The following is a 23,735-nucleotide window of genomic DNA, read 5'->3' as shown; positions in this document are numbered from 1 at the left end:
AGGTTTTCGCAGCCACTGTTCTCGCATGTCATGGGCTTACTCCAAAAGCACCAAGAACTTCGTCGCAATCGCCTCAGGTCGAATCGCGCGGCTACCTTCAACGCGATGCAAGCGAACCAGGCCATGGGCTTGCAGGTTCTTCAGGGTTCTGGACAGGTTGCTTGGTGCTCGACCGGACAACTTAGCCAGTTCCGCAACTGTCTGCGGTTGCGCCAAACTCATCGTCTTTAAGAGCTGTCTGTTTTCGTCCGAGAGGACGCCAACTAACTGCCGCCATGTGTCGAACCACACGGTCGGCCCCTCAGTGAGAACACTCCCGTCAGACGAGTATTTGTTACGGATACCGATGATTGTGCGCATTCAGCAGTTCCAAATTGATGCGGAATCATATCAGGCGAAGATAACTTTTAACGGATGGCCGACGTCGGATCGATAAATTTTGGGTGAGCAACCTCTCTTGCATCGAGCACGGCACGACTTATGACAAGAGTCCATGTCAGTCGCTGCTGTTCACGATGTGATGCGGCTTGCGCTTAGGCGGTCTGGCATCGAGCTGCGGGACGGCGATGGTCCTAGTTCACACCTGACTCCGAGCGACTGCTTCCAGCAAGTCGAATTAGGCCTACCTAGAGCCGCAATCGCTGCATTGCAGCCGATCAAACTGTCTCGCCAAACCGCCGTAATGGGTCGTTCTGCGACCCCCATCTACCCCGCAGATCGGCATAGAGCCAAAGAAAAGGCCCTTCACTCAATAGGTGAAAGGCCTTTCGTTTTAGAACTGACTCAGGGTTGTTTATCCGCGCTTGAACAGGCGTTCGTGCATCCATCCATCGTTGGTCAGAACGACGGCCGCTTTACCCTGTATATCTCCCTGAGTCTGTTCCGCAAAATTCTTGTAATTGGCACGCATGCCTTCCGATTTGGCCCAGTCATCTGCACCTTCTACCTTGTAGCGGTAGTTCACCTGCGACAGCTTTACGCCCATCATGTCGCTGGGTTCAGTGAAGTTGCTCACTTCCACAACGGTGTACTTGCCGGTGCAGAAGGCATCTTGTCCAGCCATCGTATTGGCACCATTGGCGACGAGGAATTTCTTGCCGGTGTCAGTGACTTGGTACTCGGTGGCCGGCTCCATCTTGTTGCCAAACATGGCTTTGACTTCGGTGTCTCGCTTCGTCAGCAGCCCGGCATCGACCAGCGCGTCGGCGCGCTTCTTGCTCTGGCCGCCCAGCATGTCTTGATTCGCCAGGGTGAACGGCAAGCCCTTTGCAGGAATCGCAGCGCACAGGCCCTTCTGAGTATCTAGGTATGCCTGTATGGCCTTGCTGAAGTTGCTCTTGTTGGCGTCCTTGGCGCTGCCGCACGCGGCAAGGGTAAAAGCAAGGCTGCTGATGGCGACGATCTTGATAGCGGTATGCAAAACTAGCTTCCTCCGTAGGTTAAGACAATCGGTTATTCATTATGGCAACGCGATGGATCGATTATGCGGTGTTCTCTGTTTGGGAGTCGGTCTCACTCCGTTGTTTAGAAGTGGACGGCGCGCGACGCACGAGGCGGTCCAGCTTCTGCACCAGGTCTTCGGCCCGCAGGTGCGTATAGCGCTTGAGCATCTGCATCGACTTGTGGCCGCTGATGGCCGACACCTCTTGATCGCTCAAGCCGGCTTCCACGAACCGGCTGACAGCCTCGTGTCGCAGGTCGTGAAAGCGGAAGTCTTCAAGGCCCGCCGCCCGCTTGGCATCGGTCCATGCTTTGTCGAACAGGTAGGGGCGTCGTATGCCATCCCGGCCGGGTTCGCCGAAGAACACCAGTTCGGTTTCGGCTGGGCGCACGGGGTTGGCAAGGGCCTCGGTGAACACGCGCGTTGCCTCGGCAGTCAGAGGAACGGTGCGGGGAGAAGAGTTCTTGGTGTGCTCCAGCCGCACGACGCGCCGCTCGATGTCCACTTGCCGAATACGCAGCGTCGCAATCTCGGACAGCCGCATGCCGGTTTGAACGGCAATGCGGACGATCCATCCGAACATCGGGTTCGAGTGCTTATCGACGGCTTGCAGCAGCCTGGTCTGTTCTTCGGGAGTCAATCGCCGGTTGCGGCCCGAGCCGGGGGCAGGGCGACGAATGTTGGACACGGGATTGAAGGGCAGGCCCATGCCCCATTCTTTGATCGCGACGGTGAACAGGTGGCCCAACAGGGCCAGTTCCAAGCGTACGGTGTTGTTACTGCGAGGCCGTAGCTTGCCATTCTTGTCCGGGTCGCCGGCCAGTCGCATGTCACGGAACTGCGCCACGATCTCGGCGTTCAGGGCGGCCAGCGAGTACTTGCCAAGATGGCGGATGATGACCTGCGCCTTCTTGTGTTCGCCGGCTTGGGTCGAGGCTCGCTTGGTGGGCGTGACTTCCTTGAGATAGCGGGTCAGCGCCGCTTCGACGGTCATGCGCTCGGCCGGCGCGCGCTGGATGTATACGCCGCGCACCATTTCGTCTTCGGTACGGCGCGCCCAGTCTTCGGCGTCGCGCTTGGTACGGAACGTCTTGGCCGTGGCCGGCCAGCCGGTCTTACGAATGAGGGCTTTCCAAGTGCCCGAGGAAGTCTTAACAATCGTAGCCATGAGTACTCCGTATGGGGCTAGCGCCGCATCACTGTACCGAAACTGTACCTGACCACAATTTTAGGAAAATCCCCCGGTGCGGGGCTTGTACTGCGAAATCTTCTAACGGCTTGAATTAGCAGAAGATTTAGAGATGGTGCCCGGGGCCGGAATCGAACCGGCACGCCTTGCGGCGGGGGATTTTGAGTCCCCTGCGTCTACCAATTTCACCACCCGGGCTAGGAGGTCGCGGACACGTTCAGATGACGGTCGCGGGAGAAGCGAAGACGGCGATTATATGCGGTCTGGGAAAAATTGTCAGGCGGCCCTGGATCCAGCCATCTGACGGGGGCCAGTCCCTCCGCACACAGGCGCAGGCCGGGACGGGCTTTCCGAGGAATTCGCAGCCTTACTTCTTCTCAGGCAAAAACCAGTTCATCACCAGCGCGCAGATGCCGCCGGTGGCGACGCCCGACTCCAGCACGTTCTTCACGGCATGGGGCAGGTGCGACAGGATTTCCGGCACTTGCGACACGCCCAGGCCCAGGGCCAGGGACACGGCGATGATCAGCAGGGCGCGGCGGTCCAGGTGGATGCCGGCCAGGATGTTGATGCCGGACGCGGCGACCGCGCCGAACATGACCATGGCGGCGCCGCCCAGGACGGGTTCGGGCACGGCCTGCAGGATGCCGGCCACGGCCGGGAACAGGCCCAGCAGGATCAGCATGCCGGCGATCCATACGCCGACGTGGCGGCTGGCGATGCCGGTCAGCTGGATCACACCGTTGTTCTGCGCGAAGACCGAGCTGGGGAAGGTGTTGAAGACCCCGGCCAGGAGCGAATTCGCGCCGTTGACCAGGACGCCGCCCTTGATGCGCTGCATCCACAGCGGGCCTTCGACGGGCTGCTTGGAGACCTTGCTGGTGGCGGTGACGTCGCCGATGGCTTCCAGGGACGTGACCAGGTAGATGATCAGCATGGGCACGAACAGCGCCCACGAGAAACCCAGGCCGAAGTGCAGCGGGGTGGGGATCTGGAACAGGGCGGCTTCGCGGGCGCCGGTGAAGTCCAGGCGGCCCATGTAGGCGGCTGCGATGTAGCCGACGGCCAGCGCCAGCACCAGGGCGGTGCTGCGCACCCACACGACCGGCACGCGGTTCAGCAGGATGATGGTGCCCAGGACCAGGCCGGACAGCGTCAGGTTCTCGGCGCTGGCGAAGGTGCCGTTGCCCATGGCGCTGTAGCCGCCGCCCATGCTGATGAGGCCGACCTTGATCAGCGTCAGGCCGATCAGCAGCACCACGATGCCGGTGACCAGCGGGGTGATCAGGCGCTTGACGAAGGGCAGGATGCGGCTGATGCCCATTTCAACGAAGGAGCCGGCGATGACCACGCCGAAGATGGCGGCCATGACGGCTTCGACCGGGGTGCCTTGCTTGACCATGACCGAGCCGCCAGCGATCAGCGGGCCGACGAAGTTGAAACTGGTGCCCTGCACGATCAGCAGTCCGGCGCCCAGGGGGCCGAAGCGCTTGCACTGGACGTAGGTGGCGATGCCGGAGATGACCAGCGACATGGACACGATCAGGGTGGTGTCGCGGGTGCTCACGCCCAGGGCCTGGCAGATCAGCAGGCCGGGGGTGACGATGGGAACCAGGATGGCCAGCAGGTGCTGCAGGGCGGCGACAAAGGCCACGGGAGGCGCGGGACGGTCGTCGGGGCCGTAGACCAGGTCAGGGCTGGGGTCGGCGTCGGATGAGCCGTGGGGGGCGGGTTGGGTCAGGGAGGCGGGTTGCATGGCGGATGGGCCGGCCAGGGATGGGTAGGGGAGGAAAGTGCGGGATTTTAGCGGGGAAGGCCCCGTGCCGTCCGGGGACGGACCGGGAGGGGGGCGCAGGCGCGGGCCGGGATCTCCGCCGCTGGTTAGAATCCCTGGTCGCCAATCAACGGCAGGTCAGCCCCGCCACTCCATGCAAAAACGCGCCAAATGGGCCTTGATCACGCTGGTTCTGATCATCGCCGCGCTGCCGATGTTCCTGCTGTTCTGGTTGATGGACGGCGACGACTTCGCGGCCGTCGACCGTGGGCAGTCTTACGGCAACAGTATCTATAAGAATTATCAGGGCGGCGTTTACGCCGCTGTCCCCAGCAACGGCTATTACCGCATGGACGAGGCCGATCCAGCCAGTTTCACGGCCTTCGATACCGGGGCGTTCGACGGCAGGCAGGCGGCCAGGGACCAGCGGCACGTGTACTGCGGCAACCAGGTCCTGCCGGACATGAAGCCGGCGTCGGCACGCTACCTGGGCAACAGCTATTTCAGCGACGGCGCGGTTACGGTTTTCTGTTCGATGCACAGTGTGCGCAACGAGGAACTGGGCATGCTGGACGAGTTCTGGCAGAAGATCCAGTACCGGGCGGACGCCGGCCCCAAGCCGCAGACCTACCTGTATCCGTTCGTCGTCCTGCCGGCCAGCGCCCGGCCCTACCGGCCGTTGCTGGACCGCGAGCTGGCCACCGACGATGTACGCGTGTACTACCGCGGCCGCGAAATGCCGCAGGCGGCGCCGGCTTCGCTGCGCCGCCTGCCTGCAGGCCGGGATGGCGACGTGCGTTCCAGCGACGATTTCTTCGCCGATGGCCGCCGCGTCTATTTCCACGAACAGTTGCTGCCGCTGTCGGATGATCCCGCGCTGTACACCTTCATGGTGGGCGACCTGTACCGCCAGCCCTATCTGCAAGACCCCCGCGACGGCATGGTGTATGTGGGCGCGCAGCCCTTCGACGCGGCGCATGCGCCGTACCGCCTGCTCAACGAGCACGGCCGGCATGTGTACCAGGCGCTGTTCCGCAGCAAGGACGGTATCTTTTTCTACAACACGCAGACGCGGCAGGTGGAACGGGCGGGTGACGACCCGTTGGCTTCGGGCACATACACCGCGCTGTCGCCATACGTGTACACGGATGGCAAACAGACGTTGTTCCTGCAGGCGCAGGAAGTTTGGGCCCGCAACTCGCGGGGCGGGGGCGGCGGGCTGGTGTCCCGTTCCACGCTGGTCAACCAGCTGGCGGATGCGCCGGCTGGGGAATGGATCAAGCGCGGCGTGGTTTATCACAACTTCGGCACGGTCTGGCAGAAGGGAGAGAAGCTCTATTACCTGGATGAGCTTGGACCCTCGCAGCTGATTTCCCATTCGATCTATCAGATCATGGACCGCGGCGCGGCGGATTTCCTGCTGAGTTCGCAAGAAACACGGCAGATCACGGCTGCCGACATACGCAAGCTGGTCCGGGCCGGCAAGCTGGCGGTGCCGCAGTATGAAGCCGTGCTGGAAGCGAAGACACGTTACCGCAAGGTGTTCTCGATTTTCTGAGGCGCTGCCGCCACTCCCCAAAAGGGGAGGCTAGAACCTGCGGGGGTTTTTTTGCCCGCCCTTGAAAGTGCGCCATTGGCCCCCACATCAGTAGGGTTTCCCGGCGGCCGCGCGGGCCAGATGTCCCGGCAGCCAATAACCGTCCCTAATTTTTACCTAGCCACGTAGAACTATGAGCCAAACCGCCACGCCTTCCACGTCCGAAACCCTGGGGTTCCAGGCAGAGGTGAAGCAGCTGCTGCACCTGATGATCCATTCGCTGTACAGCAACAAGGAAATCTTCCTGCGCGAGCTGGTGTCGAACGCATCGGATGCCTGCGACAAGCTGCGCTTCGAGGCCATCGACCAGCCCGAACTGCTGGAAGGCAATGGCGAACTGGCCATCACGGTCAGCTACGACAAGGCCGCCCGCACCATCACGATTTCCGACAACGGCATTGGCCTGTCGCGTGAAGAAGCCGTGGCCAACCTGGGCACGATCGCGCGCTCCGGCACGCGGGAATTCTTCTCGCAGTTGACCGGCGACAAGCAGAAGGACGCGCAGCTGATCGGCCAGTTCGGCGTGGGCTTCTATTCGTCGTTCATCGTGGCCGACAAGGTCACGGTGGTCAGCCGCCGCGCCGGCGCCACGGACGCGATCCAGTGGGAATCCGACGGCCAGGGCGAATTCACCATCGCCGCTGCCGAGAAGGCCAAGCGCGGCACGGACGTGACATTGCACCTGCGCGCCGACGAAGACGAATTGCTCAACGGCTGGAAGCTGCGCGAGATCCTGCGCCGCTACTCGGACCACATCTCCCTGCCCATCCGCATGGCCAAGGAAGAGTGGGACCAGGAAAAAGGCGAGCAGGTCAAGACCGAAGAACTGGAAACGGTGAACCAGGCCAACGCGCTGTGGGCCCGCAGCAAGTCGGACGTCACGGAAGAGCAGTATCGCGAGTTCTACAAGACGGTGTCGCACGACTACGACGACCCGCTGGCCTGGACCCACAACCGCGTCGAAGGCCGCAGCGAATACACGCAGCTGCTGTACGTGCCCAAGCATGCGCCCATGGACATGTGGGACCGCGACGGCCGCCACGGCGTGAAGCTGTACGTCAAGCGCGTCTTCATCATGGACGACGCCGACCAGCTGCTGCCGTCGTACCTGCGCTTCGTGCGCGGCGTGATCGACTCGGCCGACCTGCCGCTGAACGTGTCGCGTGAAATCCTGCAGGAAAGCCGCGACGTGCGCGCCATCCGCGAAGGTTCGGCCAAGCGCATCCTGTCGCTGCTGGAAGACATGGCGGAGAACAAGCCGGAAGACTACGCCACGTTCTGGTCGGAGTTCGGCCAGGTGCTGAAGGAAGGCGCGGGCGAGGACTCGGCCAACCTGGAACGCATCGCCAAGCTCATGCGTTTCGCCTCGACCCACACGGGCGACCAGGCCCAGACCGTGTCGTTCGCCGACTACGTGTCGCGCATGAAGGAAGGCCAGGACAAGATCTACTACGTCACGGCGGATACCTTCGCCGCGGCCAGCAACAGCCCGCATCTGGAAATCTTCCGCAAGAAGGGCATCGAAGTCCTGCTGCTGTCGGACCGCGTGGACGAATGGATGCTGTCCTATCTGCGTGAATTCGACGGCAAGTCGCTGGTGTCGGTGGCCAAGGGCGGCCTGGACCTGGCCGAGCTGGCTGACGAGGAAGAAAAGAAGCACCAGGCCGAAGTGGCCGAGGACTTCAAGCCGCTGGTCGAGCGCCTGCAGAAGACGTTGGAAGACCAGGTCAAGGAAGTGCGCGTGACGCTGCGCCTGGTGGACTCGCCGGCGTGCGTGGTGGTGGGCCAGAACGAACTCAGCCCGCACCTGCTGCGCATGCTCAAGGCCGCCGGCCAGGAAGCGCCCAACGTCAAGCCGGTGCTGGAAATCAACCCGGAGCACCCGCTGCTGGCCCGCATCCGCGCTGCCGAAGACGGCGAATTCGACCAGTGGGCGCGCCTGCTGCTTGATCAGGCGCTGCTGGCCGAAGGCGCGCAGATCGCCGACCCGGCCGCGTTCGTGAAGCGCTTGAATGCGTTGCTGCTGAAGTAAGCGGCGCATCCGCTTGAAGAAAGAAAGGCGCCCCTTGGCGCCTTTTTTCTTTTGGGAGACGTTTCACAAGCAGTGATTAAAAAATTACCGATCGGTAATTTCGTACAAAAAATCCGCTTGGATAGAAAAAATTATTCCCGTTCGGTAATTTTTTGGCCGTAGAAAAATGTGCTGCGGCAAATTTTTCCCGCTCGGTAATTTTTTTCCTACGCCAATCAAATTTTTATCCTAAAATTACCGATCGGTAATTTTGGAGGCGGCCATGCCCTCGCAAGATATTCCTGCCGAGCTCGCAGGCGGGGCCGGCGTAACGATCCGCACATCGACCGAACTGGGCGAATTGGTGAAGGCCGTGCGGCGCTCGCAGGGCTTGCTGCAAGCGGACTTGGCTGGCCTGTCTGGCACCGGCAACCGCTATGTAGTGGATCTGGAGCGCGGCAAGCCCACGCTGCAATTGCAGAAGGTGCTGGACATGCTGGATCTGCTGGGCCTGGAAGTGCAGGTAGCGCCCAAACGCCCGAGGCTGCCATGACCGTCGCTGACGCGCTGGACCTCTATCACGCTGACCGCAAGGTCGGCCGCTTGTTCGACGAGCGGCCGTTGCGCTTCGTGTACGAAGATGTCTGGCTGAATTGGTCTGGCGCGCATGCCATTTCGCCGTCGGTGCCTCTGCGCAGCGGCGATCATGCGGGCGATGCCGTGCATGCTTTTTTTGAAAACCTGTTGCCCGAAGGGCATGTACGCAAGTTTCTGCAGGTCAGCCGCCATGCCACCACGGTCTTCGGTCTGCTGCGCAGCGTGGGCGGGGATACCGCCAGCGGGTTGACGATACTGCCGCAAGGGGAGCGGCCCGCGCCGGCGCGCCACCGGGTTGCTACATGGCAGGACGTGACAAAGCGCCTGCAAAACGTGGCCGTGCCCGCGCTGGCGGCGGAGAACGCCGAGGGCGCCCGCATTTCCCTGGCCGGGGCGCAGGACAAGCTTCTATTGACGGTCATGCCCGATGGTTCGCCAGCGATACCCGAGGGGGCTGCACCGTCCACGCATATTCTGAAGCCGGATATTCGCGGCCTCGATGGCGTATGGTCATCGGCCCTGAACGAAACGCTGGTCATGCAGTTGGCCGCCAGAATGGGCCTGGGCGTGGCGGAAGTCCGCTATCAGCCCGATACGCGCGCATGCCTGATTACCCGGTATGACCGCAAGCCTGACGGCAAGGGTGGTTTGCTGCGGCTGCATCAGTTGGATCTCTGCCAGCTGGCTGGCAAACCGTCCGACGTGAAGTATGAGTCCGATGGCGGTCCGTCGCTGCAGCAATGTCGGGAGCTGTTGGGAAGCATGGGCATCGGCGCGGCGGATTTGAAGCGATTCCTGCAATGGATATTCTTCAACTTGTGCGTCGGCAACAACGATAGCCATGCCAAGAACCTGTCCGTGCTGCAGACGCAAGATGGCCGATACCGGCTGGCGCCCTTTTATGACCTGATGTGCACGGGCATGTACTCCGGGCTTGCTCGCAATTTCGCGTTTGCGATCGGCGGTGAAGTGAAGCCGGGCAGCATCGGCGCGGAACATATCGCGACCATGGCTAGGGAGTTGGGTTTTGCCCTGCGCTACGTCAGGGCAGCAGGGGAGTCGCTGGTAGATGCGCTTCCCGTCGCCTTGGATGAGGTGCAGGCAGGACTGCTGGCGCAGGCGCCGGGGGGCGCGGAGCGCACGTTGATCGAGCGCTTGGGGCGTTGGATCAAGACCAACACCCGCAAGCATGCCAGGCGGTGGGGGATGGACGCGTAGCCGCCCGCGGCCGCATCGGCGCCACCGTCCGGGTGGCACCTAGCCCCGCATCACCACCGCATCCAGTGCCACCACCCCTTGTCCCTCGGGCAGCGCCAGCAAGGGATTGATCTCCATTGAACTGAAGTCCTCCCGCCGCGCGTGGGCGTAGCGGGATAGCGCCGCCAGCGCGTCAGCCAGCGCATCGACGTCGCAAGGAGGCGCGCCGCGCGCGCCTTGCAGCAGCGCGTAGCCCTTGATCTCGCGGATCATCGCCAGGGCTTCCTCGCGACCGAAGGGGGCCAGGCGGAAGCTCACATCCTTGAGCACTTCGACGAAGACGCCGCCCAACCCGAACATGACGACCGGGCCGAACACCGGGTCGCAATGCACGCCGGCGATGCATTCCACGCCCTTGGGCGCCATGGGCGCGACGAGCACGCCGTCGATGCGGGCGTCGGGCCGGTGCTGGCGTACGGCGGCCATGATGTCGGCATAGGCCTGCCGCACGGCGGCTTCGCCGCGGATGTTGAGCTTCACGCCGCCTACGTCGCTCTTGTGCGTGATGTCGGGCGATACCACCTTGAGCACGACGGGAGCGGCGTCGCCGTCCGTAGCAGCCAGCTCGGCGACGGCGCGCACCGCCGCGTCCACGTCGGCGGCCAGCGTGCAGGGCGAGGCCGGCAAGCCGGCCTGGCGCAGCAGCGCCATGGCCTGGACTTCGTTGTAGGCATCCAGCAATGGCGGTGTGTGCGCCGCGGGCATCGTGGGAGCATCGTCAACCACGTCGCTACCCGTATGAGCAGCCAGCCCGGCCACCGCGCCTATCGTGCGGATGGCGGCGCTGGGATCAGTGAACACCAGGCAGCCCAGTTGCTCCAGTTCCCGGCGGCGCGCGGGCGGAAACAGCGCGCTGATGGCCAACGGCACGTCCGGATGGCGGGCCTGCATCTGCCTTGCGAAAGCCTCGAAGGTAGGCCACAAGGCTTCGGAGGATCCAGCGGCGGCCAGGAAGACGGCCAGCGCGTCGTAGCGTCCATCGGCCAGCATGTCGTCGGCGGTGGCCAGCAGCAGCCCGGGTTCGGACACGGCCTGGCCGGTGACGTCGACGGGATTGCGGCCGCTGGCGAAGGGCACGCGCTCCAGCAGGCGGGCTTGCGCTTCGGCGGCGGGCTCGGGCAGCGCCAGGCCAGTGTCGTCGGCCTCGTCGGCCATCAAGGCGCCCACGCCGCCAGAGATGGTGAAGATCCCCAGCCGGCGGCCCTGCGGCGGCTGTTTCCAGGTGTCCAGCGCATAGCCCAGGTTGAAGAATTCCTCGATGGTGCGCGCGCGCAGGGCGCCGTATTGGCGGAACAGCGCGTCGTAGACGGCGTCATCGCCGGCCAGCGCAGCGGTATGCGAAGCCGCGGCTTGCGCGCCGGCCTGGGTACGGCCGATCTTCGTGACGACGACGGGTTTGCCAGCCGCGCGCGCCGCGGCCAGGGCGAGGCGCAGCTTGGCGCCGTCGCGGCAGCCTTCCATGTAGGCCATGATGACGCGCGTATCGGCGTCACGAGCCAGCCATTCGATGCAGTCGGCCACGTCGATGTCGGCCTCGTTGCCGGTGCTGATCCAGTGCGACAGGCCCAGGCCGCGCTCGCGCGCCATGCTGTAGGCGTAGGCGCCGAATGCGCCGCTCTGCGACACCATGCCAATGCCGCCGGCGGCGACGATGCCGTTGGCGGGGGCGGGCGAGAACGTTGCGTAGACATTGCGCCGCACGTTCATGAAGCCCAGGCAATTCGGCCCCAGCAGGCGGATGCCGCGCTCGCGCGCGATGGCGCAGAGCCGTTCCTGTTGCGCGGCCCCTTGCGCGCCGGTCTCGGAAAAACCCGAGGTGAACACCACGGCGGCGCCTACCTGGCCGGGCCGGGCGCGTTCCAGCGCCTGCGCGGCATGAGCGGCCGGCACGGCCAGAATGGCCAGGTCCACCTCCGCGTCCAGCGCGTCCAGGCCGGGTACGGCCGGCAGGCCGGCGATGGCGTCTGCGCGCGGGTTGACGGGGATAATGCGGCCGCCGTAGCCGTGCTGGAGCAGCAGCTTCACCGGCATCGCGCCGATCTTGCCGGGCGTGGCCGAGGCGCCGACGATGGCGATGCCTTGGGGATTGAAGAGGCGGGACAGGGAAGAGTCAGTCATGATGTGGCGATGAAAAATCAGGAGTAGCGCACGACGCTGCGGCCCGTGCTGCCGCGTTCGAGCATGGCGGCCAGCGCTTGCGGCAGCTGGCGGGGTTCGATGACGCGCGCGATCAGGTCCAGGTGCGCGGGGCGGTATTCGGCGGCGAGCTTGTTCCATACCTGGCGCCGCAGCGGCATGGGGCTGTTGGCGTTGATGCCCAGCAGCTTGACGCCGCGCAAGATGAAAGGGATGACGGTGGTGGGCAGTTCCGCGCCGCCGGCGTTGCCGAAGGCGGCGGCCACGCCGTCCGGCTTCAGGCTGGCCAACGCGTGGGCCAGCAGCGGCCCGCCCACGGAGTCGACCACGCCGGCCCAGCGCGCGCTCATGAGCGGCTTGATGCCGGCCGACAGGTCGGGCGGGGCAATCACCTCTTGCGCGCCCAACGAGCGCAGATAGTCCGCCGCATCCGGCTTGCCGGACATGGCGCAGACGCGATAGCCGCGCTGGCTCAGGATGTCGATGGCGACGCCGGCAACGCCGCCGGTTGCGCCGGTGACCAGGACCTCGCCTTGTTCCGGCGTCAGTCCGCAATGCTCCATCCAGTGCAGCGAGAGCGCCGCGGTGTAGCCCGCAGCGCCCAGCACGGCCGCATCGCGCAGTCCAATGCCGGCGGGCAGCGGCAGCACCCAGTCGTGGCGCACCCGCGCATACTCGGCATAGCCGCCGTCGCAATCCACACCGATGCCGAAGCCATGCACCACGACCTCCTGGCCGGGCGCGAGCGCAGGGTCGGCGGAATGCACAACGGTGCCAGAAAGATCAATGCCGCCGATGCGTGGATACTCGCGGATGATGCCACCGCGCCCGGCCTGGGCCAGCGCGTCCTTGTAGTTCAGGCCGGCATAGGCCACCTTGATGAGCGTGTCGCCCGCGGACAACTGGTCCGCGGTCAGGGTGTCGAAACGGCCCTGCGGCGGTTCGCCCGCCGCGCCTGCGTGCAGGCGGTAGGCCTGGAATTCGGGATTTTCCATGTTCGTCTCCTTAAGGGATCAGGCCAGCAGCCGGCGCGCCAGCGTGGCGCGGTGCAGTTCGTTGGCGCCGTCATAAATGCGGAAGGGGCGCATCTCCTGCCAGACCATGGATACGGGCGTGTCGTCCGAGAGGCCCGATGCGCCCATCATCTGTACGGCGCGGTCGGCCACGCGGTTCACGGCCTCGGACACAAAGACCTTGGCCATGGCGCTGTGCTGTTTCACCGACAGGCCTTCGTCCATGCGGGCTGCGCAGTCCAGCGTCATGAGGCGGCTGGCATGCAGGTCGATGTGGGAGTCCGCGACCATGGCCTGGATCTGTTGCAGGTCAGCCAGGCGCGCGCCGAAGGATTCGCGCCGCACCACATAGGCCTGCGCCGTCTCCAGCGCGCGCCGGGCGCGGCCGATGTAGCGCATGCAATGGGACAGCCGGGCAGGTTCCAGCCGCAGCTGCGCATATTCCAGGCCGCGGCCGGGCTCGCCCAGCACGGCCTCGTCACCGACCTCGCAGTCTTGCAGCAGGATTTCGGCGTGGCCGCCGATCTGGTAGCCCGTCACCATGCGGATGTCGCGCACCACCTGGTAGCCCGGCGTGTCCGCCGGCACCAGGAACAGCGTGGCGCCGGTATCGGTGCGCGCCAGCACCAGCGCGAAATCCGCACCCACGCCGCCGCTGATGAATTGCTTGTGGCCGTTGAGCACCCAGCGTCCGTTGCGCCTTTCGGCGCGCGTGCGCAGCATGGACGGATCGGAGCCGGCGCCGGGGGCGGGCTCGGTCATGGCGAAGCAGGCGCGCTGTTCGCCGCGCACCAGCGGCGCGAGGAAGCGCTCCTGCTGGGCGGTGTCGCCCAGGCGCAGCAACGTCAGCATGTTGGGCTGGTCGGGCGCGGCGCAGTTCAGCGCGGCGGGGCCCAGGAAGCCGCGCCCCGCTTCTTCCAGCACCTGTGCCAGGGCGCGCCAGCCCAAGCCCAGTCCGCCCCATTCCTGCGGCAACTGGGGCGCATACAGGCCGGCCTCGCAGGCCTGTACGCGCAATTGGGCGACGCAGCGATCCAGCGCGGCCACGTCGCGGGCAATGGCGGGGGACTCGGCCGGTATCGCCACCTCGTCGACGAAGCGGCGCACGCGCGCGCACAGGTCTTGCAGGGCGTCGCCGCCGTTGCGTTCTGGCTTGGACTGCATGGTTTATTCCTCGATCTTGACGCCGGCCTGCTTGACCACGGCGCGCCATCTGTCGGTTTCGTCGGCGATGTGCCGGCCGAACGCTTCGGCCGTGCCGCCCGTGGCTTGCATGCCCAGCCCGCTGAAGTAGCTGCGCACTTCCGGATCGGCCAGCACGGCGTTGATCTGCCGGTTCAGCAGGGCGACCACGTCCTTGGGCGTACCGGCGGGCGCCATCACGCCCCACCAGGACGAGGCCGACATCGGCACGCCCAGTTCAGCCAGCGTGGGCACGTCGGGCAGCTCGGGATTGCGCGTTTGCGAGGCGATGGCGACGGCGCGCAGACGTCCCGCCTTGACCTGCGCATACACCGGCGGCAGGTTGTCGAAGCTTATCTGGACCTGGCCGCCGACCAGTGCGGTGGCGGCTTCGCTGCTGCCCTTGTACGGGATGTGCCGCAGCGCGATGCCGGTCTGGTGCGCGAACTGTTCGCCTGCCAGATGGGGGATGCTGCCCGTTCCCGCAGTGGCGAAAGTCAGCCCCTGCTGCTGCGCGGCAGCGCGCTTCAAGTCTTCCAGGCTGCGTATCGGGCTGGCGGCGGGCAGCAGCAGGTAGACCGGCACATCCGTGGCCCAGACCACGGGCGTCAGGTTCTTCTTCACGTCATAGGGCAGCTTGGCGTACAGCACGCTGTTGGTCGCCAGGTTGGCGGTGCCCATCAGCAAGGTGTAGCCGTCGGGCGCGGCGCTGGCGATAAAAGCGGTGCCGATCTGCGTGGCGCCGCCGGGCTTGTTTTCCACCACCACGGGCTGGCCCAGCAAGGGCGCCAGCTTGCGGGCGATCATGCGCGCCGCGGTGTCGGTGCCGCCGCCGGCCGCGTAGGGCACGATCAGGCGCACCGGTTTGTCGGGGTAGGCGGCGGCCTGCGCCGCCCCGGCCGCGCCCAGCAGGGCCACGGCGCACAGTGCGCGCAGCGTTCGGATCAAGGCTTGCATGGCGGTCTCCCGGCGGGTTTACTGGATGCGGGTGCCGGTGGACTGCACCAGCTTGCCCCACCAGGCGGTTTCGTCGGCGATCTGCTTGGCGAACTCGGCGGGCGTGCTGGCCAGCGGTTCCGCGCCCAGCTCCTGGAAGCGGGTGCGCAGCTGCGGGTCTTGCAGCGCCTTGACCACCGCCGCGTGCAGCCGTTCGATCACCGCCGGATCGGTGCCGGCGGGCGCCATCAAACCCTTCCAGGCCATCACCACAAAGCCCTTCTGGCCCGCTTCATCGAAGGTGGGAATGTCAGGGGCGGCGGTGGCGCGCTGGTCGCTGGGGACCGCCAGCGCGCGCAGGCCGCCCGCCTTGACCTGCGGCAGCAGCGCCGGCATGTTGTCGATCATGAAATCGATGTGGCCGGCCACCAGGTCGGTGATGGCGGGGCCGGTGCCTTTGTAGGGCACGTGCTCGGCCTGGATGCCGGTCTGCTGCTTGAGCAGTTCGCCAGCCAGCTGCGCGGGCGAACCGTTGCCGGGAGAGCCGAACGACAGTTTGCCGGGGTTGTTGCGCGCGTACTGCAGGAACTCCTCTAGCGTCTTCACCGGCATGGACTTCGTCACCACCATCAGGTTGTGTTCGCGTTCCAGGCAGGTGATGGGCGCCAGGTCCTTGGCCGGATTGAACGGCATGTTGGCGTACAGGCTGGGATTGATGACGGTGGGACCGGCAGCGGCCAGCAGCAGTGTGTAGCCGTCGGGCGCGGCGCGGGCCACGAAATCGCCGCCGATGTTGCCGCCAGCGCCGGGCTTGTTCTCCACAATGACCGGCTGGCCCAGGATGGGATGCAGCGCCTCGGCCAGCAGGCGGCCCAGGATGTCGGTCGAGCCGCCCGGGGCGAAGGGCACGATCAGCCTCACGGGCTTGTCGGGATAGGCGGCCGCGGCTTGCGGCGGCAGCGCCGCGCAGGCGAAGGCGGCGGCCATGGCGCCGATCCACTTCGGCAGGTGCTTGTGCAGCATGATGGAAGTCTCCTTTGGTTTGGCGGGCCGCCGGCTTCTTGCGGCTGCGGTCCCTGTATTGCCCTAGCGGCCGGGCGTGTAGCCCGCCTGGCTCAGCGTATGGCGGGCGATGTTCAATTGATGGATCTGGCTGGTGCCCTCGTACAGGCGGAACAGGCGCACGTCGCGGTAGAAGCGTTCGATGCCGTGATCGGCGATGTAGCCGTACCCGCCATGCATCTGCACACATCGGTCCGCCACGCGGCCACACATCTCGGACGCGAAGTACTTGCAGATCGAGGCGTTCAGCGTCACGTCCTCGCCCGCATCGCGCTCGCGGGCGGTTTGCAGAACCAGCGCGCGGGCGGCCTGGATCTCGGTCTGGCAGTCGGCCAGCATGGCCTGGATCAACTGGAAGTCCATCAGCGGCTTGCCGAACTGCTGGCGCTCGGCCACGAAGCGCAACGTGTCGTCCAGCATGCGGATCGCCGGGCCGATGCACAGCGCGGCCAGATGGATGCGCTGCTTGTTCAGCACCTTCATGGCCGTCTTGAAGCCCACGCCTTCCTGGCCGCCGATGATGCAGTCTGCCGGCACGCGGCAGTCCTCGAAATGCACGGCGGAAACCGGCGATCCGGCCTGGCCCATCTTGTCGTAGGGCTGGCCGGTGGACAGGCCCGGCGTGCCGCGCTCCACGATGAATGCGGTGATGCCCTTGGCGCCAGGCGCATCGGGATCGGTGCGCGCCATGACGGTGAACAGGCCCGCCAGCGGGGCATTGGTGATGAAGCACTTCTCGCCGTTCAGCACGTAGTGGTCGCCGTCGCGCACGGCGGTGGTGCGCAGCGCAGTGGCGTCGGAACCCGCCTGCGGCTCGGTCAGGGCGAAGCAGCCGGTCAGTTCCCCGGAGGCCAGCCGCGGCAGGTAGCGGGCCTTCTGCGCGTCGGTGCCGTCCGCCACCAGCGCCTCGGAGCCGATGCCCGTGTTGGTGCCGACCCGGGCGCGAAACGCCACCGAGCATTGCGACAGTTCCATGGCCGCCAGGATCAGCTCCTCGGTCGTCATGCCGGCGCCGCCGTATTGCTCCGGGATGGAATAGCCGAACAGTCCCTGCGCGGCCATGCTGGCGACCAGGTCCTGCGGCACCTCGTCCAGGCGGGCGACCTCGGCTTCGCGCGGCGCCAGTTGCTCTCGCACGTAGCGGCGCAGCGATTCGAGGAATTGCGGGAATCCGTCAGGGTCCCTGATCATGGCTAGTCTCCGTTTCATCATGGGCGCTGATGCGTGCCGCGCCGTGTTAAATCCAGGCTAGCAAAAGGCCGCGGGATTTGAGACAAGTGTTTTGATATCTTGAACGCATGGCGGGCCGTCGCTGCTCTATGATCGGCAGGGACAGACCGCGCATTCCGCGCGCGCCGCGCCCCAGGACCTCCACCATGACCACCCGCCCCGGCGAGCGCCATGCCGACCCCGCCTTCGCCACCACGCTGGCGCACGGCTTGTCAGTGCTGCAGGCGTTCCGGCATGGCGAACCCGCGCTCAGCAACCGCGAACTGGCGGACCGCACCGGCCTGTCCAAGGCCACGATTTCACGCTTGACCACCACGCTGATGCAGCGCGGCTTGCTGCGCTACGACGGGGGCTTGCGGCGGTACCGGCTTGGTACGGCGGTGTTGTCGCTGAGCTATCCGCTTCTGGCCAGCATCAAGGTTCGCCAATTGGCGCGCCCGCTGATGAAGCGCCTGGCCGATGCGGCGGGCGGCTCGGCCTCGCTGGGCATGCATCACGGCCTGAACATGGTGTACGTGGAAACCTGTCGCGGCCACGACGCCGTGTCGTTCCGGCCGGACATCGGCGCCTTGCTGCCGCTGCTGCCTTCGGCCATGGGGCGCGCCTGGCTCGCGCAGGCGCCGGCGGACGAGGCTGAGCCCTTGCTGGCGGCGCTGCGGCGCCAGGACCCCGCCGTCTGGCGGCGTCACGCGCCGGACTGGGAGCAGGCTCAGCGCGACTACGCCGAGCATGGCTATTGCGTGGGGCAGGGCGACTGGCACTCGGACGTGCACGCGGTGGCGGTACCCATGCGCACGCGGGTCGACGGCCAGGCGCTGGTGTTCAACTGCGGCGTGCCCGTGACGCGGCTGCGGCCGGGCGACCTGCGCGGCCGCATCGCGCCGCGTCTGCTGACGCTGGTGGCGCGCGTGGAAAAAATGCTGGAGCGCCAGAATGACGCATGACCAGGACCGGGAATTCACCACCACGCTGGCGCGTGGTATCGACATCCTGGCGTGCTTTCGCGCCGACCGCCCGGTGCTGGCGAACAAGGACTTCGCGCAGCAGACCGGCCTGTCGCGCAGCGCTGTGGCGCGCTTGACGCATACGCTGGTTGAATTGGGTTTTCTGCAACGCGAGGGCGAGCCGGCGCGCTACCGGCTGGGCGCCTCGGTGCTGGCGCTGAGCTATCCCTTGCTCGCCAGCATGCAGATCCGGCAATTGGCGCGGCCGCTGATGAAGCAGCTGGCCGACCACGCGCGCGGCGCCGTGTCGCTGGTGGTACGTGACCGCCTCCAGATGGTGTACGTGGAGACTGCCCGCTCCAACGAAGCCTTGCAGACGCGGCCCGACATAGGCGCGGCGCTGCCGCTGTTGTCCAGCGCCGCCGGCAAGGCTTGGCTGGCGCGGGTTTCGGATGAGGAGCGGGCGGTCGTCCTGAACCAGCTGCGCGTGGCGGATCCCCGGCACTACGAGGCCCACTTCCCCAGCCTGGCGGCCGCGCGCCGCGATCTGGAGCGCAAGGGATATTGCGGCAACAACCTGGAGTGGCGGCCGGACGCCTATGGCTTTGCCGCGCCGCTGGGCAGGCCCTATCAGTCGTTGCTGTACGTCTTCAATTGCGGCGTGCCGGCGCAGGACGGGCCTTACCGCGAGCGCGCGGCCGACATCGGCCCGCGCCTGGTCGCCCTGGCGCGAGAGACGGAAAGGTTGCTGGGACTGGCCTGAGACGAATCGGCCCCTTTTCCGGATTCATGACTCCAGGTCAAAAGTGTTTCGCTGTTTCCTGCCTTTTTTCGCAAGGATGACGGCGGCATACTGGACGCCTGTCTTCCGATCCGGGTTTTCCCGCGTGCCGGCCCCTTTGCGCCGGCCCGCTCTCCCGGTCGGCGCAATCGAACCCAAGGAAACCAGATGAATCCCCAGGACTCCCAGCCGGTGAAGGCCGGCCTGCCATTGCTGGCGCTCGCCGTCGGTGCCTTCGGCATCGGCGTGACCGAGTTTTCTCCCATGGGCCTGTTGCCCGTCATCGCCGAAGGGGTGGACGTGTCCATACCCAGCGCCGGCATGCTGATCAGCGCCTACGCCATCGGCGTGATGGTGGGCGCGCCGCTGATGACGCTGGCGCTGTCGCGCTGGTCGCGCCGCAACGCCTTGCTGGTGCTGATGGCGATCTTCACGGTGGGCAACGTGCTGTCCGCGCTGTCGCCCAACTACACGACGCTGCTGTTGGCGCGCCTGGTCACCAGCCTGAACCACGGCGCCTTCTTCGGCCTGGGTTCGCTGGTGGCGGCCAGCGTGGTGCCGCGCCACAAGCAGGCCAGCGCCGTGGCCACCATGTTCCTGGGGCTGACCATCGCCAACGTCGGCGGGGTGCCCGCAGCCACGTGGCTGGGTCAGGTCATAGGCTGGCGCATGTCATTCGCCGCGACCTCGGTGCTGGGCCTGATCGCGATGCTGTCGCTGTGGTTCGCGCTGCCGGCCGGCGAGGCCGGACGCCGTCCCGACATCCGCCGCGAGCTGGCCGTGTTGAAGAGTCCGGTGGTGCTGGTGGCCCTGCTCACCACGGTGCTGGGCGCGGGCGCGATGTTCACGCTTTACACCTACGTGGCGCCGACCCTGGCCGAACTGACGGGCGCATCGCCCAACTTCGTCACGGCGATGCTGGTGCTGATCGGCATCGGCTTCACTATCGGCAATACGGTGGGCGGGCGTTTTGCCGACCGTTCGCTGGATGGCAGCCTGATCGCCTTCCTGGTGCTGATCATCGCCGACTTGCTGGCATTCCCGTGGCTCGCTACGACGCAGACCGGCGCCGCCATTGGGCTGCTGATCTTCGGTTTCGGCACGTTTGCGGTGGTGCCGCCGCTGCAGATGCGCGTCATGCGCGCCGCCACCGATGCGCCGGGGCTGGCGTCGTCAGTGAACGTGGGCGCCTTCAACCTGGGTAACGCGGTAGGCGCCGCAGCGGGCGGGGGCGTGATCTCGGCGGGCATGGGCTATGCCGCGGTGCCGGTCGCCGGCGCGATCATCGCCGCAGCGGGTCTGGGCCTGGTGCTGTGGCAGCGCGCCAGCAACCAGCGCCAACGCAAGCTGGCGATGCAGGGCTGCTGAAGCCGCGACGCGCAGCAAGTAAACAGGGCGCCTGTGCATGCAGGCGCCCTTTCTTCATGCAGGGAAATCGCGGCGTCGCTCAGGCCTCGATCCGTTCCACCTTCCCCACCAGCAGGATGTACGACAGCGCACCCAGCAGGGCCAGCGACGACACGTACACGATGGCGGGCGCGAAGCTGTCCTTCGTCACCAGGAAGCCGATCACGATGGGCGTGCAGATCGACGACAGGTTGCCGACGAAATTGAACACCCCGCCCGTCAGGCCCAGGAGGCGCACCGGCGCCAGCGTGGACACCAACGACCAGGTGATCGACGCCAGGCCGTTGCCGAAGAAGGCTACGGCCAGGAAGAAGATCACCCAAGGCGTGGAGTCGGTGAAGTTGGCGCCGATCATGGACGTGGATATCAGCAGGCCCAGGATGATGGGCAGCTTGCGCGCCAGGCCGACGGTGGCGCCGCGGCGGATCAGGAAGTCGGACAGCACGCCCGAGCACAGCACGCCGATGAAGGCCGCCAGGAAGGGCACCGACGCCAGGAAGCCGGACTTGATGAAGTCCATGCCGCGGTACTTGACCAGGTAAGTGGGGAACCAGGTCAGGAAGAACCACAGCGTGGACGTCAGGCAGAACTGGCCCAGGTACACGCCCCACAGCTTGCGCTTGCTCATGACCAGGCCCAGGTCGTTCCAGTTGAACGGGGCCTTCTTTTCCTTGACGCTGCGGTCCAGGTCGACCACGCCGCCGCCTTGCTGGATCAGCTCGATTTCCGCCGCGTTCGCGCCCTTGAACTGCCGCGGCTCGCGGTAGATCATGAACCACAGCACGCCCCACACGATGCCCAGCAGGCCGGTGCTGACGAACACCATATGCCAACCGTAGTGGTGCTGCAGCCAGGCCAGCACCGGCGTCAGGAACGCCAGGCCGACGAACTGGCCCGAGGTATAGAAGCCGATGGCGGTGGCGCGTTCGCGTTCCGGGAACCAGGTGGTGACGACGCGGTTGTTGATCGGATAGGCCGGGGCTTCCAGCGCGCCCACGGCCAGGCGCAGCACGAACAGGATGACGAAGCTGCCGGCAAAGCCCATGAAGAACGTGGCTGCCGACCACAGGATCAGCGCGGCCGCGTACAGCACGCGCGGCGACACGCGGTCCACCAGCCAGCCGCCGGGGATCTGCATGGCGGCGTAAGTCCAGCCGAAGGCCGACAGGATCAGGCCTTCATGCACGGTGTCCAGGCCGAACTCGTCCTTGAGCGCGGGTGCTGCGATCGACAGGTTGCTGCGGTCCAGGTAGTTGATGACGACGGTGATGAACAGCATCACCATGATGAGGTACCGGCTGCGCGTGGGGCGCTGGGCGCCCTGCAGGCCGGCGTGGGTGGCAGTGGACAAGGGATGTCTCCTCTTTCTCTCTATCGGCTTACCATTCGGCGAAGCTGCCGTCGGCGTGGCGCCAGATCGGGTTGCGCCAGCGGTGGCCCACGGCGGCGCGTTCCTTCACGTATTCCTCGTTGACCTCGATGCCCAGGCCCGGGCCTTGCGGAATCGCGACCATGCCGTCTTCGTAGGCGAAGACTTCGCGGTTGCTGACGTAGTCCAGCAGGTCGTTGGCGGCGTTGTAGTGGATGCCCAGGCTTTGTTCCTGGATGAAGGCGTTGTAGCAACCGGCGTCGATCTGCAGGCAGGTGGCCAGCGCGATCGGGCCCAGCGGGCAGTGCAGCGCCAGCGCCACGTCATAGGCTTCGGCCATGGCCGCGATCTTGCGGGTCTCGGTGATGCCGCCGGCGTGCGACGGGTCAGGCTGGATGATGTCCACATAGCCTTCGGACAGCACGCGCTTGAAGTCCCAGCGCGAGAACAGGCGTTCGCCCAGCGCGATCGGGGTGGAGGTCAGCGGGGCCAGTTCCTTCAATGCTTCGTAGTGTTCGCTCAGCACGGGTTCTTCGATGAACATGAGCTTGAACGGGTCCAGCTCCTTCATCAGCACCTTGGCCATGGGCTTGTGCACGCGGCCATGGAAGTCCACGCCTATGCCTACGTTGGGGCCGACCGCGTCGCGCACGGCGGCCACGTTCTCCAGGCACTTCTCGACCTTGTCGAAGGAATCGATGTACTGCAGTTCCTCGGTGCCGTTCATCTTCACGGCGGTGAAGCCACGCTCCACGGCGCTCTTGGCGGCCGCGGCGGTGTCGGCCGGGCGGTCGCCGCCGATCCACGAGTACACGCGGATGCGGTCGCGCACGTTGCCGCCCAGCAGCTGCGACACGGGTACGCCCAGGTCCTTGCCCTTGATGTCCCACAGGGCCTGGTCGATGCCGGCCAGCGCGCTCATGTGGATGGCGCCGCCGCGGTAGAAGCCGCCGCGGTACAGCACGGTCCAGTGGTCTTCGATGTTGCGGGGGTCTTTGCCGATCAGGTAGTCGGATAGTTCCTCGACGGCGGCGGCGACCGAATGGGCGCGGCCTTCGACGACCGGTTCGCCCCAGCCTACGATGCCGGCGTCCGTTTCAATCTTCAGGAAGCACCACCGCGGCGGCACGATGTAGGTGGTGAGCTTGGTGATCTTCATGCTTGGGTCTCCTGGGCGGGATAGGCGCGTTGCCAGGCCGCGATGAATGCGCGCGCGTTCTGGCCGACTTGGGCGGCCGACAGGCCGGGTTTGTACAAGGCGGAGCCCAGGCCGAAGCCGCTGGCGCCCGCCTGGGCGTAAATCGCGATGTTGTCGGGCGTGATGCCGCCCACGGGCGCCAGCGCGATCGGCGGGCGCAGCACGGCGCGCCAGGCCTTCAGCACGACGGGGCCGAGTTGTTCGGCCGGAAACATCTTCAGCACGTCGGCGCCGGCCGCCAGTGCGGCGTAGGCTTCGGTGGGCGTGGCCACGCCGGGGCAGGAGGCCATGCCTAGCGCTTTGGCCGCGCGGATCACTGCGGCGTCGCTGTGCGGCATGACGATCAGTTCGCCGCCGGCCTGCTGCACGCGGGCGCAGTCCTCGGGATCCAGCACGGTGCCCGCGCCGATCAGGCAGTCGGTGGGTAGCGCCGCGCGCATGGCGCGGATGCTGTCCAGCGGATCGGGCGAATTCAGCGGCACTTCGATCAGGCGAAAGCCCGCGGCATAGAGTTCCTGCCCTATGGCTTCGGCCTCGGCGGGCTTGATGCCACGCAGGATGGCGATCAGGCCGCAGTGGGCCATGGCGGTTTGCAGACCGGGATGGTTCAT

General features: G+C 65.9%; 20 protein-coding genes and 1 tRNA gene. 7 read left to right on the top strand and 14 right to left on the bottom strand.

All coding sequences use genetic code 11. The features are described 5' to 3' along the window. Window positions 1-36 precede the first annotated feature (36 nt). The 5 genes from IB259_RS15740 to IB259_RS15720 form a co-directional block, all read right to left on the bottom strand. The gene (locus tag IB259_RS15740) at window positions 37-360 is read right to left on the bottom strand and encodes a MarR family transcriptional regulator (protein ID WP_192329514.1); all 324 of its coding nucleotides are present in this window, start codon (window positions 358-360) and stop codon (window positions 37-39) included. 433 nt (window positions 361-793) lie between these two features. Next, window positions 794-1,420, bottom strand: a complete 627-nt coding sequence (locus IB259_RS15735) for a hypothetical protein (RefSeq protein WP_192329512.1) — start codon at window positions 1,418-1,420, stop codon at window positions 794-796. A gap of 61 nt (window positions 1,421-1,481) precedes the next feature. Next, complete coding sequence (locus IB259_RS15730; protein WP_192329511.1) at window positions 1,482-2,609, bottom strand: site-specific integrase; 1,128 nt, start codon at window positions 2,607-2,609, stop codon at window positions 1,482-1,484. A gap of 134 nt (window positions 2,610-2,743) precedes the next feature. Continuing rightward, window positions 2,744-2,828, bottom strand: a tRNA-Leu gene (locus IB259_RS15725). A gap of 169 nt (window positions 2,829-2,997) precedes the next feature. After that, window positions 2,998-4,386: a uracil-xanthine permease family protein gene (locus tag IB259_RS15720; RefSeq protein ID WP_054459298.1), complete on the bottom strand. Its 1,389-nt coding sequence runs from the start codon at window positions 4,384-4,386 to the stop codon at window positions 2,998-3,000. A 172-nt stretch (window positions 4,387-4,558) separates the two neighbouring features. Here IB259_RS15720 and IB259_RS15715 point away from each other — a divergent pair, with 172 nt between their 5' ends. The 4 genes from IB259_RS15715 to IB259_RS15700 all read left to right on the top strand — a co-directional run bounded on the left by IB259_RS15715 (window position 4,559) and on the right by IB259_RS15700 (window position 9,827). Then, complete coding sequence (locus IB259_RS15715) at window positions 4,559-5,962, top strand: DKNYY domain-containing protein (protein ID WP_175212706.1); 1,404 nt, start codon at window positions 4,559-4,561, stop codon at window positions 5,960-5,962. 172 nt (window positions 5,963-6,134) lie between these two features. Then, window positions 6,135-8,033: a molecular chaperone HtpG gene (htpG, locus tag IB259_RS15710; protein ID WP_192329509.1), complete on the top strand. Its 1,899-nt coding sequence runs from the start codon at window positions 6,135-6,137 to the stop codon at window positions 8,031-8,033. A gap of 262 nt (window positions 8,034-8,295) precedes the next feature. Further along, a complete protein-coding gene (locus IB259_RS15705; protein ID WP_119450477.1) occupies window positions 8,296-8,565 on the top strand; it encodes a helix-turn-helix domain-containing protein in 270 nt (89 codons plus the stop codon). Further along, a complete protein-coding gene (locus IB259_RS15700; protein WP_175212705.1) occupies window positions 8,562-9,827 on the top strand; it encodes a type II toxin-antitoxin system HipA family toxin in 1,266 nt (421 codons plus the stop codon). The genes IB259_RS15705 and IB259_RS15700 overlap by 4 nt, the downstream gene beginning before the upstream one ends. 39 nt (window positions 9,828-9,866) lie before the next feature. Here the strand turns inward: IB259_RS15700 and IB259_RS15695 are convergent, their stop codons facing one another. The 6 genes from IB259_RS15695 to IB259_RS15670 form a co-directional block, all read right to left on the bottom strand. Beyond that, the gene (locus IB259_RS15695) at window positions 9,867-11,984 is read right to left on the bottom strand and encodes an acetate--CoA ligase family protein (RefSeq protein ID WP_192329507.1); all 2,118 of its coding nucleotides are present in this window, start codon (window positions 11,982-11,984) and stop codon (window positions 9,867-9,869) included. A 17-nt stretch (window positions 11,985-12,001) separates the two neighbouring features. After that, window positions 12,002-12,997, bottom strand: coding sequence for an acryloyl-CoA reductase (locus IB259_RS15690; RefSeq protein WP_054459308.1), 996 nt, complete (start codon window positions 12,995-12,997; stop codon window positions 12,002-12,004). Between the two features lie 18 nt (window positions 12,998-13,015). After that, window positions 13,016-14,179, bottom strand: coding sequence for an acyl-CoA dehydrogenase family protein (locus tag IB259_RS15685; RefSeq protein ID WP_192329504.1), 1,164 nt, complete (start codon window positions 14,177-14,179; stop codon window positions 13,016-13,018). Between the two features lie 3 nt (window positions 14,180-14,182). Continuing rightward, a complete protein-coding gene (locus tag IB259_RS15680; RefSeq protein WP_192329502.1) occupies window positions 14,183-15,154 on the bottom strand; it encodes a tripartite tricarboxylate transporter substrate binding protein in 972 nt (323 codons plus the stop codon). 18 nt (window positions 15,155-15,172) lie between these two features. Then, entirely contained in the window at window positions 15,173-16,156 is a 984-nt protein-coding gene (locus tag IB259_RS15675) for a tripartite tricarboxylate transporter substrate binding protein (RefSeq protein WP_119450472.1), read from the bottom strand. Window positions 16,157-16,219: 63 nt separating this feature from the next. Next, the gene (locus IB259_RS15670; RefSeq protein WP_119450471.1) at window positions 16,220-17,386 is read right to left on the bottom strand and encodes an acyl-CoA dehydrogenase family protein; all 1,167 of its coding nucleotides are present in this window, start codon (window positions 17,384-17,386) and stop codon (window positions 16,220-16,222) included. Between the two features lie 185 nt (window positions 17,387-17,571). Between IB259_RS15670 and IB259_RS15665 the strand changes: the two genes are divergently transcribed. The 3 genes from IB259_RS15665 (at window position 17,572) to IB259_RS15655 (ending at window position 20,518) form a co-directional block, all read left to right on the top strand. Further along, on the top strand, window positions 17,572-18,369 hold the full coding sequence (locus IB259_RS15665) for an IclR family transcriptional regulator (RefSeq protein WP_119450470.1): 798 nt from the start codon (window positions 17,572-17,574) through the stop codon (window positions 18,367-18,369). Then, a complete protein-coding gene (locus IB259_RS15660) occupies window positions 18,359-19,132 on the top strand; it encodes an IclR family transcriptional regulator (protein ID WP_175180503.1) in 774 nt (257 codons plus the stop codon). Before IB259_RS15665 ends, IB259_RS15660 begins: the two co-directional genes overlap by 11 nt. Before the next feature lie 186 nt (window positions 19,133-19,318). Beyond that, window positions 19,319-20,518 carry an MFS transporter gene (locus IB259_RS15655; protein ID WP_119450468.1) on the top strand — a complete coding sequence of 400 codons (1,200 nt, stop codon included), beginning with the start codon at window positions 19,319-19,321 and terminating at the stop codon, window positions 20,516-20,518. 79 nt (window positions 20,519-20,597) lie between these two features. Here IB259_RS15655 and IB259_RS15650 read toward each other — a convergent pair whose 3' ends face one another. From IB259_RS15650 to IB259_RS15640, 3 genes are read right to left on the bottom strand one after another with little or no spacing between them, the layout of a single operon-like run. After that, window positions 20,598-21,908 (bottom strand): MFS transporter, encoded by a 1,311-nt coding sequence (locus IB259_RS15650; RefSeq protein WP_119450466.1) that lies wholly within the window; start codon window positions 21,906-21,908, stop codon window positions 20,598-20,600. A 28-nt stretch (window positions 21,909-21,936) separates the two neighbouring features. After that, a complete protein-coding gene (gene dgoD / locus IB259_RS15645; protein ID WP_054459324.1) occupies window positions 21,937-23,085 on the bottom strand; it encodes a galactonate dehydratase in 1,149 nt (382 codons plus the stop codon). Then, window positions 23,082-23,735, bottom strand: a complete 654-nt coding sequence (locus tag IB259_RS15640; protein WP_054459326.1) for a 2-dehydro-3-deoxy-6-phosphogalactonate aldolase — start codon at window positions 23,733-23,735, stop codon at window positions 23,082-23,084. The genes dgoD and IB259_RS15640 overlap by 4 nt, the downstream gene beginning before the upstream one ends.

It is taken from the genome of Achromobacter sp. ACM04 (genome assembly GCF_014851465.1).
Taxonomy (GTDB): Bacteria; Pseudomonadota; Gammaproteobacteria; order Burkholderiales; family Burkholderiaceae_B; genus Achromobacter; species Achromobacter aegrifaciens.
This window is presented reverse-complemented; position numbering and strand designations above follow the sequence as displayed.

What these genes read in the sequence shown, in the direction of transcription:
- IB259_RS15715 (WP_175212706.1), top strand. Translation starts at nt 4,559, where the DNA reads ATGCAAAAACGCGCCAAATGGGCCTTGATCACGCTGGTTCTGATCATC.
- IB259_RS15675 (WP_119450472.1), bottom strand. Translation starts at nt 16,156, where the DNA reads ATGCTGCACAAGCACCTGCCGAAGTGGATCGGCGCCATGGCCGCCGCC.
- IB259_RS15705 (WP_119450477.1), top strand. Translation starts at nt 8,296, where the DNA reads ATGCCCTCGCAAGATATTCCTGCCGAGCTCGCAGGCGGGGCCGGCGTA.
- IB259_RS15740 (WP_192329514.1), bottom strand. Translation starts at nt 360, where the DNA reads ATGCGCACAATCATCGGTATCCGTAACAAATACTCGTCTGACGGGAGT.
- IB259_RS15695 (WP_192329507.1), bottom strand. Translation starts at nt 11,984, where the DNA reads ATGACTGACTCTTCCCTGTCCCGCCTCTTCAATCCCCAAGGCATCGCC.
- dgoD (WP_054459324.1), bottom strand. Translation starts at nt 23,085, where the DNA reads ATGAAGATCACCAAGCTCACCACCTACATCGTGCCGCCGCGGTGGTGC.
- IB259_RS15720 (WP_054459298.1), bottom strand. Translation starts at nt 4,386, where the DNA reads ATGCAACCCGCCTCCCTGACCCAACCCGCCCCCCACGGCTCATCCGAC.
- IB259_RS15670 (WP_119450471.1), bottom strand. Translation starts at nt 17,386, where the DNA reads ATGATCAGGGACCCTGACGGATTCCCGCAATTCCTCGAATCGCTGCGC.
- IB259_RS15680 (WP_192329502.1), bottom strand. Translation starts at nt 15,154, where the DNA reads ATGCAAGCCTTGATCCGAACGCTGCGCGCACTGTGCGCCGTGGCCCTG.
- IB259_RS15685 (WP_192329504.1), bottom strand. Translation starts at nt 14,179, where the DNA reads ATGCAGTCCAAGCCAGAACGCAACGGCGGCGACGCCCTGCAAGACCTG.
- IB259_RS15660 (WP_175180503.1), top strand. Translation starts at nt 18,359, where the DNA reads ATGACGCATGACCAGGACCGGGAATTCACCACCACGCTGGCGCGTGGT.
- IB259_RS15655 (WP_119450468.1), top strand. Translation starts at nt 19,319, where the DNA reads ATGAATCCCCAGGACTCCCAGCCGGTGAAGGCCGGCCTGCCATTGCTG.
- IB259_RS15665 (WP_119450470.1), top strand. Translation starts at nt 17,572, where the DNA reads ATGACCACCCGCCCCGGCGAGCGCCATGCCGACCCCGCCTTCGCCACC.
- IB259_RS15640 (WP_054459326.1), bottom strand. Translation starts at nt 23,735, where the DNA reads ATGAACCATCCCGGTCTGCAAACCGCCATGGCCCACTGCGGCCTGATC.
- IB259_RS15690 (WP_054459308.1), bottom strand. Translation starts at nt 12,997, where the DNA reads ATGGAAAATCCCGAATTCCAGGCCTACCGCCTGCACGCAGGCGCGGCG.
- IB259_RS15730 (WP_192329511.1), bottom strand. Translation starts at nt 2,609, where the DNA reads ATGGCTACGATTGTTAAGACTTCCTCGGGCACTTGGAAAGCCCTCATT.
- IB259_RS15700 (WP_175212705.1), top strand. Translation starts at nt 8,562, where the DNA reads ATGACCGTCGCTGACGCGCTGGACCTCTATCACGCTGACCGCAAGGTC.
- htpG (WP_192329509.1), top strand. Translation starts at nt 6,135, where the DNA reads ATGAGCCAAACCGCCACGCCTTCCACGTCCGAAACCCTGGGGTTCCAG.